This is a genomic window from Gordonibacter pamelaeae 7-10-1-b (assembly GCF_000210055.1).
Taxonomy (GTDB): Bacteria; Actinomycetota; Coriobacteriia; order Coriobacteriales; family Eggerthellaceae; genus Gordonibacter; species Gordonibacter pamelaeae.
In genome coordinates, this window is record NC_021021.1 from 2,137,736 (window position 1) to 2,147,642 (window position 9,907).

10 protein-coding genes and 1 pseudogene are annotated in these 9,907 nt (G+C 64.1%); 3 read left to right on the top strand and 8 right to left on the bottom strand.

The window, feature by feature from the left end:
- Nucleotides 1-9: 9 nt before the first annotated feature.
- From GPA_RS09850 to GPA_RS09865, 4 genes are all read right to left on the bottom strand, one after another.
- The gene (locus GPA_RS09850) at nt 10-480 is read right to left on the bottom strand and encodes an FtsB/FtsL family cell division protein (protein ID WP_015539773.1); all 471 of its coding nucleotides are present in this window, start codon (nt 478-480) and stop codon (nt 10-12) included.
- Between the two features lie 110 nt (nt 481-590).
- Entirely contained in the window at nt 591-1,562 is a 972-nt protein-coding gene (gene rsmH / locus GPA_RS09855) for a 16S rRNA (cytosine(1402)-N(4))-methyltransferase RsmH (protein ID WP_015539774.1), read from the bottom strand.
- Between the two features lie 18 nt (nt 1,563-1,580).
- Complete coding sequence (locus GPA_RS09860; RefSeq protein ID WP_015539775.1) at nt 1,581-2,057, bottom strand: division/cell wall cluster transcriptional repressor MraZ; 477 nt, start codon at nt 2,055-2,057, stop codon at nt 1,581-1,583.
- Between the two features lie 772 nt (nt 2,058-2,829).
- Nucleotides 2,830-3,720, bottom strand: a complete 891-nt coding sequence (locus tag GPA_RS09865) for a site-specific tyrosine recombinase XerD (protein ID WP_261798096.1) — start codon at nt 3,718-3,720, stop codon at nt 2,830-2,832.
- A 311-nt stretch (nt 3,721-4,031) separates the two neighbouring features.
- Between GPA_RS09865 and GPA_RS09870 the strand changes: the two genes are divergently transcribed.
- From GPA_RS09870 to GPA_RS09880, 3 genes are all read left to right on the top strand, one after another.
- The gene (locus tag GPA_RS09870) at nt 4,032-5,513 is read left to right on the top strand and encodes a DUF1846 domain-containing protein (protein WP_015539776.1); all 1,482 of its coding nucleotides are present in this window, start codon (nt 4,032-4,034) and stop codon (nt 5,511-5,513) included.
- Between the two features lie 158 nt (nt 5,514-5,671).
- Nucleotides 5,672-6,055 (top strand): helix-turn-helix domain-containing protein, encoded by a 384-nt coding sequence (locus GPA_RS09875; RefSeq protein WP_015539777.1) that lies wholly within the window; start codon nt 5,672-5,674, stop codon nt 6,053-6,055.
- Complete coding sequence (locus tag GPA_RS09880; protein ID WP_015539778.1) at nt 6,055-6,681, top strand: AAA family ATPase; 627 nt, start codon at nt 6,055-6,057, stop codon at nt 6,679-6,681. Before GPA_RS09875 ends, GPA_RS09880 begins: the two co-directional genes overlap by 1 nt.
- Here GPA_RS09880 and GPA_RS09885 read toward each other — a convergent pair.
- The 4 genes and pseudogenes from GPA_RS09885 to GPA_RS09900 form a co-directional block, all read right to left on the bottom strand.
- Nucleotides 6,678-7,832: a hypothetical protein gene (locus GPA_RS09885; protein WP_231847626.1), complete on the bottom strand. Its 1,155-nt coding sequence runs from the start codon at nt 7,830-7,832 to the stop codon at nt 6,678-6,680. The genes GPA_RS09880 and GPA_RS09885 overlap by 4 nt on opposite strands.
- Nucleotides 7,833-8,084: 252 nt before the next feature.
- Complete coding sequence (locus tag GPA_RS09890) at nt 8,085-8,663, bottom strand: hypothetical protein (protein WP_015539779.1); 579 nt, start codon at nt 8,661-8,663, stop codon at nt 8,085-8,087.
- 70 nt (nt 8,664-8,733) lie between these two features.
- Entirely contained in the window at nt 8,734-9,231 is a 498-nt protein-coding gene (locus GPA_RS19790) for a hypothetical protein (RefSeq protein ID WP_015539780.1), read from the bottom strand.
- 417 nt (nt 9,232-9,648) lie between these two features.
- Nucleotides 9,649-9,907, bottom strand: a pseudogene (locus tag GPA_RS09900) (NAD(+)/NADH kinase); the annotation flags it as partial.

The window sequence follows — 9,907 nt, forward strand, 5'->3', positions numbered from 1 at the left end:
GCCACGCCGCTACTCCGCGGCGCCGGCGGCGATCTGCACGCTCTTGGAAAGCGACAGGTTCCCGGCCTCGTCGGTGGCGACGACGTCGGTGCCCAGGTCGATGATGCCGACGCTCTCGGGCGCGGCCATCTTGAGGCGGCTCGCCTCGGCCTTCACGCGCGTGGGGTTGGAAAGCGAGCTCTGCTGCACTTCCAGGTTGTTGCCGCTGGCACGGGCGTCGCTTATCTGGCTTTCCAGCTGCTGCGACTGCACGGACGTGGCCACGGTCGCCGAGCCGATGGCAATGCGGGCGAAGCACAGAAGCGCCGCCACCACGAGCACCACGGCGAGCGTCTTCGCCATGAACACGACGGTGGAGGGAATGGTCTGGGTGCTGGTGCGGGTGCCCTGGCCCGGCACGACGCGAACGCGCGGGCGTTCGGGGCGCTCGGGTGCGCGCTCGGGATAATTGTAGGAAAACGCCGGTGCGGCTCCTGCCATGACCAACCTCCTTTTCTTCGTTTCGTGGCTGCGTTTCGGTGGTCGTGGTGCTGCTTATGATGTTGCTTGCAAGGCGGCCGGGACCGAGGCCCCGGCCGGATAGGTCGGTTTCAGCGTTTTCGGGCGACGCGCAGCTTGGCGCTGCGTGCCCGGGGATTGCGCTCAATCTCCCCTGCCGTGGGCAGAAGCGGCTTGCGCGTAACCAGGTCGAGTATCGGCTCCTTCCCGCACACGCACACCGGAAGGTCCGGCGGGCAGGTGCAGCGGTTCGCATACGCGTTGAAGGTTTCCTTCACAATGCGGTCCTCGAGCGAATGATAGCTGATGACCACGAGGCGCCCGCCCGGATTGAGCCAGCGGACGGCGGCGTCGAGACCTCGACGCAGCACGTCCAGCTCCGAGTTGACTTCTATCCGAAGCGCCTGGAACGTCCGTTTCGCCGGATGCCCCCCGGCGCGGCGCGCCGAGGCCGGTATGGCGGCCTTGATGACGTCGACGAGCTGCTCGCTTGTCTCGATCCTCCCATTCGCCCGCGACCGCACGATGAAATCTGCGATGCGGCTGGCCCATTTCTCGTCCGAGTAGGCACGGATGATCCGAGTGAGATCTGCTGCGTTGTAGGTGTTCACGATCTCTGCTGCGGTTAGGGTGGTTTTCCCCGGATCCATCCGCATATCAAGGGGGCCGTTCTCCTTGAAGGAGAAGCCGCGGGACGGTGTGTCTATCTGCACCGACGAGACGCCTAGGTCGAAGAGGAACGCATCGACCCCGGGTACCTCGGCACTGACGAGAAGGTCGTCCATATCCCCGAAGTTGCCGCGCAATAGCTCCAGGTTGGGGCGTTGCCCGTCGGGCAGTGACTCGAGCCGGGAGCGGGCGGCGGCGAGCGCCACCTCATCCTGGTCGATGCCGATGAGCGTGCCCCCCGGGCCGATGAGCTTGGCCATCTCGAGGGAATGCCCTGCCCCGCCGAGTGTTGCGTCCACGAACGTTTGCTGTGGTTTGAGGTTCGATTGTTCGAGGCACTCGGCGAGCAGAACGGGGGTATGCTGGAATTCTTGTTGCTGATATTCGCTTGTCATTGCGCTCACGTCCTACGATCAGCCGAACAGGACACCGAGGTCGGTGTCGTCGTCCTGCGCCTCGTAACGCTTCGCGTCCCACACTTCGAAGTAGCCCGTGTTGCCCACGACGACGACGTCCTTGTCGATGTCCGTCGCCTCGCGCGCCTCCGTCGGGAGCATGATGCGCCCGGAGCCGTCCACTTCCACGTCCTTCGCGCGGGCCTTGAGCTTGCGGCGCAGGCGCACGTGCAGGTCGTTGGAGGAGTCGTACTTGCCGAACTTGTCCTCGAACACCTCCGCGACCCAGGCGTTGAAGCCACGGGGCTCGAAGACGTAGAGGCACTCGTCCTTCGGATTGCGGGTTACCACCAAGTCGGTCGAAAGCACCTTGCGGAACTTCGCGGGCAGGGACATGCGGCCCTTGGCATCGACCTTGAAACGGAACTCGCCGTTGAGGTCGACGATGTGCGCCGCCCCCTCCGTGTTCTCCGTTGTGTCGACGACCTCCGCCATGCCATCCTTTCCGCGTGCAGCCGTTCGGCCCTTTCGATGTTTGGCATTCTATCCCACTTCGCCCCACTTCGCAACATTTATGGGGTATTCCGCCCCCTTTTTGCCGTGATGAAACCCTCTGTTCACCCACCCGTCATCAATTTCTCGATGCGCGGAAAATCGGCCATACCACCGGTAGCCAAAACCGCGAAACCGCCCACAAGATATGGATTCGCAACCCTCTGTGGCACGAAGTGGGAGAATTTGTGACGCCCTCCCACCCCACCGCAGCCCCCGCAAGATCAACCGCTCGTTCAAGCGTGGGAGCGGAGGCGCGGGCCGGAGCCAGAGCGGAGGCAGGTGGGCGCCGGGGCTGGGCTGGGCGCGGGCCGAACCGGGGCCGCCATCCAGCAGCGCCGGCCAAGCCTGACAGCAGCACGGAAGGGGCGAGAACAAGCGAAAAATCGGATAAGCGAACGAATGTTTCACGTGAAACATTCGTTTCGTAACGAGGCCTATTCCTTCGGAAGCACACCGCCTCCCCCTGCGAAGAAGCCGCACGCCCATCCCGCGTGCGATGCCAAGGCAGCAGCGCCCGAAAAACCCTGCGGGGTTATATATTATCTATTCGATCATGGACAAGATCGAAGCCCTATGGCATGTTTTCTGCAGCCGCACGCGGGCGTCTTCCGGAAAAAGCCTGGTCGCGAAAAGCAGTCGGCGAATCAGACACCGAGAATCGCGCCATAGCCTCGATTCTCGTCCACGCGAAATTACGCCATGCCCGCGGACGCTATGCGCGCGGGTGGGCGCTCAGATACTCCTCGCGGATGTGGGTGCGGCTCACGTGGGTGTACACCTGGGTGGTTGAGATGTCGGAGTGGCCGAGGATCTCCTGGATAACGCGCAGGTCAGCACCGCCTTCCAGCATATGGGTGGCGAAGGAGTGACGGAGCGTGTGGGGATGCAGGTTATCCACGCCCACCAGGCGACCGGCGTCGGCCACGATGGCGTGCACGCTCTGGCGCGTCAGGCGGCCGCCGCGGACGTTCAGGAACACCGCCGCCGTGGGCTTGGCGTAGGGCTTCGCGAGCGCGGGGCGGCCACGCTCCAGGTACGCGCCCAGCGCCTCGAGCGCAGCGCCCGAGATAGGGCTTATGCGCTCCTTGCCCCCTTTGCCCACGACGCGCAGATACCCCTCCTCAAGGATGCAATCACCCAGGTCAAGGCCCGTGCACTCGCTCACGCGCAGCCCACAGCCGTACAGCACCTCCAGGATGGCGCGGTTGCGCATCTCCGGCGGGCCGTCGCCCGTGCAGGCAGCCAGCATAGCGCCCACCTGGCTCGCCGAAAGCACGTCGGGCAGCCGCTCGGGAGGCTTGGGCAGCTGCAGCGTATCGGTGGGGTTGCGGCGCGCGTAGCCCTCCCGCACGAGGAAGCGGTGGAAGCCCTTGATCACCGACACACGCCTGTCCACGCTCGACGTGGCGTAGCCGCGGTCCACGAGGTCGGCCTCGTAGGCCACCACGCAGGCGCGGTCCACGTCATCGGCATCGCCCACTCCACGCCCGTCGAGGAAGGAGGCGTAATCGCACAGGTCGGTGGTGTACGCCGACACGGTAAGCGGCGAGGATCCCCGCTCCACGCGCAAGTGCGAGAGGTACTCTTCCATGAGCGCGTGCACGGCGTCCACCTCCGCCCCCTTTCCGACGACCCTCGGGATTTCGTACGAGTATAGCACCGGCCCTCCGGCCCTCAAGGCGGTTTTCGCCGCGCGCCGTCCGAGGGCGCCACCGCGCTCACCCTCCGCCGCGCCGCCTCCAGGCCCGCTCCTGCAGCAGCCCACCGCCGGGTTTACCGCACCTCGCCAGCAACGGGATTGCCATGCCGCGAGTTTTTACACGCCGGCAACACCGGGTACGGCAAGTGCGATATACTTTGGTTCGCGCGCGTGCGCGCATCACCGTCTTCTCACGAAAGGGGCACCGCATTCCCATGCGCATCGGATTCGACAACGACCAGTACATCGCGCTGCAGGCGGAGCACATCCGCAACCGCATCGACCAGTTCGGCGGCAAGCTCTACCTGGAGTTCGGCGGCAAGCTCTTCGACGACTACCATGCCTCGCGCGTGCTGCCCGGCTTCGAGCCCGACTCCAAGATCCGCATGCTGAAAAGCCTCATCGACGACGCCGAGATCATCATCGCCATCAACGCGAACGACATCGAGAAGAGCAAGGTGCGCGGAGACCTGGGCATCACCTACGACGAGGACGTGCTGCGCCTCATGGACATCTTCCGCGGCATGGGCTTCGCCACCAGCGGCGTGGTCATCACCCATTACACGAACCAGCCCTCGGCCGAGGCGTTCCGCAAGCGCCTGGACAGCCTGGGCATCAAGAGCTACCTGCACTACCCCATCCCCGGCTATCCCTACGACATCGACCGCATCGTGAGCGACGAGGGCTACGGGCGCAACGAGTTCATCGAGACCACGCGGCCGCTCGTGGTGGTGACGGCCCCCGGCCCCGGCAGCGGCAAGATGGCCACGTGCCTCTCGCAGCTCTACCACGAGCACAAGCGCGGGGTGGCGGCCGGCTATGCGAAGTACGAGACGTTCCCCATCTGGAACCTGCCGCTCAAGCACCCGGTGAACATAGCCTACGAGGCGGCCACCGTCGACTTGAACGACGCGAACACCATCGACCCGTTCCATTTGGAAGCGTACGGCGAGACCACGGTGAACTACAACCGCGACGTGGAGATATTCCCCGTGCTGAAAGCCATGATGGAGCGCATCTCCGGCGAGAGCCCCTACCAGTCGCCCACCGACATGGGCGTGAACATGGCCGGCAACGCCATCGTGGACGACGAGGCCGTGCGCGAGGCCGCGAAGATGGAGATCGTGCGCCGCTACTTCCAGACCGCCGTGGAGACGCGCCGCAGCGGCACGGGCCAGGAGCACGTGGAGAAGCTGGAGCTGCTGATGAACCAGGCCGGCGTGAACGCGAGCTTCTCGCCGGCCCGCTCGGCCGCGCTGCTGAAGGAGGAGACGACCGGCGGCCCGGTGGGCGCCATGGTGCTGCCGGACGGCTCGGTGGTCACGGGCAAGACGTCGTCGCTTCTGGGCGCGGCGTCGTCGCTCATGATGAACGCGCTCAAGGGCGTCTCCGGCGTCGACGACGAGATCGATGTCATCAGCGACGAGGTCATCGAGCCCATCTGTCGCCTGAAGACCGACTGCCTGCACAGCCGCAACCCGCGCCTGCACTCCGACGAGACGCTCATCGCGCTGTCCATCAGCTCCGCCACCGATCCGTTGGCCGCCAAGCTCATCGAGCACATCGACGATTTGCGCGGATGCGACGCGTACTTCTCGGTCATCATCTCCTCCACCGACGAGAAGCTCTACCGCACCTTGGGGATCAACGTCTGCTGCGAGCCCAAGTACGAGCAGCATCGGTACTACCACAAGTAAGACGGCGCGCACAACGAACGCTATAGGAGCCAAGTATCACGTCCGGCGGAAGAGAATCCGCCGGACGTGTTTTTTCTGGCGCGTTCACCGTTAATTATATCGTAGACGATATAATTAACGGTGAACAGGAAGCGATTCGCTTCGGAAGGGAGGCTGCTATGCTCAGCACGAAAGAGGCCGCAACACGGCTTGGCGTGTCGGAACCGCGCGTGCGCGCGATGCTCAACAAGCACGTGCTGGAGGGAACGAAGATCGGGCGCACGTGGGCGGTGTCCGAGCAGTCGGTGGAGAATCGCATGCATACCCGGCCTTCCGCAGGACGTCCGAGGAAAGACAGCTCAACCGCCCCGGCGGCGCCTTCCTACGACATCGAGGCCGCGCGCCGGCTGTACCGGGAATGCCGCGCCACGCTGTCGGGAACGTTCAACTCGGCGTTCCTCGACCAAGCCGAGAGCAAGGAAGAAGAGGACTTCTATGTGGCGGTGTCCACCTTCTTCCTCCAAAAGAGGCAGCAGGAGCTCATCGAGCAAGGCGTGTTCTGATGGATCGCCCTCGCTACATCCTGTTCGCGGGCGTGAACGGCGCCGGGAAGTCAACCCTCTTCAAGTCGGGGCTCTGGGATCGCACGAGCGTTTCCGAGGCCATGCCCCGCGTCAACTCCGACGAGATCCTCGCCTCGCACGGATGGGAATGGGAGGATCGAGCAGCACAGTTGCAGGCAGGCCGGGAGGCGTTGGCGCTCGTGCGCAGCTGTCTGGACGCGCGAACATCGTTCAACCAAGAGTCCACGTTAACAGGCCATTCCATCATGAAGACCATCGCCTCGGCCAGGCAACGGGGGTTCAGGGTCGTCCTCTACTATGTCGGAGTGGGTGACCCTGAAATAGCGAACCGGCGAATAGAGCGGCGCGTAGAGTTCGGCGGCCACGGAGTGGACCCGGAAACGGTGAGGAGGCGCGCCCGAGCGTCCCTCGACAACCTCGTGAAAGCGGTACCGCTGTGCGACGAGGTGTTCTTGTTCGACAACACCTACCTGCTGAAGCCGGTTGCCCGTATAGCATGCGGCGACCTCGTACGCTACGAGTTGGAGAATGCGGGCGTGTCGTGGCCTGACGAAGTCATGCGGCGCTTGATAGCCGCCGATGCCTGGGCTGGCTGGCAGGACTAGGCGGCTGAGACGATCCAGATCATGGAGCCGTAGGTGAAGCCGGAGTCGCCGGCGGAGAGGACGGCTTCGAGGAGGGTCTTCATACCGTGATCGGTGAAGGTGCCGCGCCAGACGAGCTGGGTGCCCATGTCGCCGGCGGCGAGGATGACGGGGCGGTCGAACGTCACTTCCAGGCCGAGGGGCGTGAAGCGGGCGTCCTGCACGAACGTCGTGGCGCCGCCCTGGGTGGTGAGCGACCACGACCCGCCCGGCAGGTCCATGTCGGAGCGCTTGAGGCGCGCGCCCGTGATGGCCACGGGGCGCTCGGAGCGGTTGCCTACCATCACGGGGATGGTGGCGCTGTTGGGGTCGCCCTCGCCCAGCATCATGGAAACCGACGAGGGGATGGCTATGTTGACCTGGGCGGCCTCTTCCTCGGGGGCGTCCGGCGCGGCGGAATCGGCTTCGGGCGCGGGAGTTTCCTCCGTCGGAGCGAGGAGCTCGTCGCTTTCGGGCGGCGGCTCCTCCGCAGCGTCCTCGGCGGGATCGTCAGCAGACTTGTCGGAGAGGTCGTCGGCGGGGGCCTCGGGGTCGGCCGGCTCCTCGGCCACGGGCGGCTCGGGCGTATCGGGATTGGCGAGGATGCGGCCGTCGAGGTCCCACGCATAGGCGAGCACGTTCTCGTCCGCGCCGCGGTAGACGGTGGACAGCGGCTCGTCGGGCGGCTCGGCGAAGCCGAAGCACTCCTCGAGGACTGCGTCGTCGGCGAGCGCGAGATCGTCCGGCAGCTCCACGAGCTTCGGGCAGTCGAAGAACGCGCGCGTGAGGTCTTTGACGTCTGCGGGGACGTTCGCGACCTCTTCCAGGTTCGCGCATCCCTCGAACCAGTGCGCCAAGCTGGAAGGCTCCACCGCATCGGCGAACACGACGCGCTTGATGTCGTCCGATACGCCTGCCGCGAGCCACGGCACCTCGTCGGCGCTCTCGAACGCGAGGGTATCCCCCGCCCCGTCAACGACGAACGTCCCATCGTCCCACAACTCGGCAACGACCGCAGCAGCCTCGTCGAGCCCGATGGGCCAGGCGCTCTCGTACTCGGGGACAGAGGGAATTGCGGGCTCAACCGGGGTGGTCGGCGGCGTTGGCTCGGTCGAAGGAGTTGTGACGATCACGTTGTCCGCATCATCAACGGAAGGAGTCGTGGTGGCGGAAGGATCGATGGGCTTAGTCGTGCCATACGTAGCTTCCGAAGCGGCTTCTGGCGAAAGAGGAGCTTTGCTGGAAGCCGCTTCGGAAGCAGCAAACGAATAGGAAACCGGCCACAGCGCGCCAGAGACCAGCAGCAAACAAAGAACCAAAGCCGCCCCGAACCTCAGCGCGGCTTTGGCAATTACATGTTCATGCGAAATCTGCACGACTCACAGCTATGCCGTTGTCGGAGCAACCGTAAAAGAAACCGTCATAAAATCAAGCGTTGACTGTCCCAAGATGCTCCCGGTAAAGTTCTTCATCGAGGCAGTCGCCGATAAAGTGGCTTTCCCAGAATTGCCAGCTATCGTCACTGCATCCGCTTCCTGAATGGTTGCTCCACCAGTAGCCTTGAATGCGCCCAGGTCGATGCTCTTTCCGTCAGCGGCCATAGAAATCTTCGTAGCATTGTTCACAGCACCTTTGGTGGCATCGGCGTAATCGGCCTCTGTCAACAGGTTGATGCTGGTGTTAACGCCGGACACCTCCACTTTCGAGATATACACCGGAGCAAGCGACTCATTCGTAAGTACCAGATCGGGGAGAGTGAGCGCACCCGCAGCATTCAAAGACGCACCGGCATTCCCCGTCGGAACCGTAACGCTTATCTGGGCAGCAGAGGTATCCAACGTGTATATCTTCGTTGCACTCTGATCCGCAAACGCAGTCCCCGCGCACAGACCCGTCAGCATTGTGGCGGCGCATACGCCTACCAGACCCCGCTTGATGTAGTTGAACCGGCTCGTCTTCGTCATGATACTTTCCTTTCCTGATGTGCCCTTACGTTGTCTGACATGCTCTGACTATCTCTCGTCGAAGGTTGTCTTAGCCTTCGACGCGTAACGTGATCTCAGCGGCCGCTTGGCCGGTCTTCTTGTGCGTCTCGCGGTCGTAGCCCGTGAACGTGGCCACGGCAGCGTACTCGCCGGGCTCCAGGTCGCGTGACAGCTTGATGTTCTGTATGTGCTGGTCGGGCGCGATGGCGCCGGACTCGTACACCACCTCGTCACCGTCCTTGAGCGCGATGGTCACCTTCTGGTCCATCGGGTTCGCGGCGATGTTCTCGATGCGCGCCTCGCCCTCAGACGCGCCGTCGGGGAACGTGATGACGGCGGCGATGGAGATGTTCATCATGCCCTTCGCCACCTCCTCGTTCAGGGCGGCTTGGATCTCTTCCTTTGACTTGCCCTCGAACTGGCCTTGCGCGGCATTCGAGTCGAACCAGTCCTCCACGGCCGGCTGCTGCGTCAGCACGACGCCCGCCACGACGGCGGCGGCTACGGCCACCACGGCCACCAGGCCGGCGAAGACGTGCTTGGACATGCCGAGTATCTTCCCGGCGTTCTTGGCCGTCTCGACGGCGGTGCTCGTTGCGGAGGAATGGGGGTCAGGGGCCTCTGGTCGGAGGATCTGCCTTACTGGCGCCGAGTCTGGAGAAACATCCTGAACCTGCTTCCCTGCAGCATCGTCGGCGAGTTTTTCGCCGTCCCACTGATGCGAGGAAGCATTCGGTTCGGAACTGTCTACTGGAAGGCTCTGCGCGCTCTCACGGTCTTGCTTGCTCATACGAATTACCCCTTGATCCGGTTCGCATGCCTGAAGGCACGGAACTTGATACGCAAAGATACGCCAGGGGGGGGGGCAAGTCAACGGAAACTTTGCACTGCAATTATCCTATTTTTGGCATAACCTGCAAAAGGAATGCCCGGCAGACGCGCATGCCTGCCGGGCTTCGCGCACCTAGAAGAACACTCGCGCCGCGTGCTCGTAGAAGCCTTCCCGCTGGTAGCGCAGCAGAACCGTGGGGGCGTCGCCGCGGCGGACGTAGACGCGGCGCACGGGCCGCTCGAACTCCAGCAGCTCGCCGTCGACGAACAGCGTGGCCTCGCGGGTGTCGGCGTTGTGCGACAGGTCCATCTCCACCACGTCGTTGGACGCCGTGACGATGGCGCGCGAATGCAGCGTGTGGGGCGCGAGCGGCACGGCCACGAGGCCGGCG

Bases quoted from the DNA above. Each gene is read 5' to 3' on its own strand.
- GPA_RS19790 (WP_015539780.1), bottom strand. From the start codon at position 9,231: ATGTCCAAGCACGTCTTCGCCGGCCTGGTGGCCGTGGTGGCCGTAGCC.
- GPA_RS09870 (WP_015539776.1), top strand. From the start codon at position 4,032: ATGCGCATCGGATTCGACAACGACCAGTACATCGCGCTGCAGGCGGAG.
- GPA_RS09850 (WP_015539773.1), bottom strand. From the start codon at position 480: ATGGCAGGAGCCGCACCGGCGTTTTCCTACAATTATCCCGAGCGCGCA.
- GPA_RS09875 (WP_015539777.1), top strand. From the start codon at position 5,672: ATGCTCAGCACGAAAGAGGCCGCAACACGGCTTGGCGTGTCGGAACCG.
- rsmH (WP_015539774.1), bottom strand. From the start codon at position 1,562: ATGACAAGCGAATATCAGCAACAAGAATTCCAGCATACCCCCGTTCTG.
- GPA_RS09890 (WP_015539779.1), bottom strand. From the start codon at position 8,663: ATGACGAAGACGAGCCGGTTCAACTACATCAAGCGGGGTCTGGTAGGC.
- GPA_RS09880 (WP_015539778.1), top strand. From the start codon at position 6,055: ATGGATCGCCCTCGCTACATCCTGTTCGCGGGCGTGAACGGCGCCGGG.
- GPA_RS09860 (WP_015539775.1), bottom strand. From the start codon at position 2,057: ATGGCGGAGGTCGTCGACACAACGGAGAACACGGAGGGGGCGGCGCAC.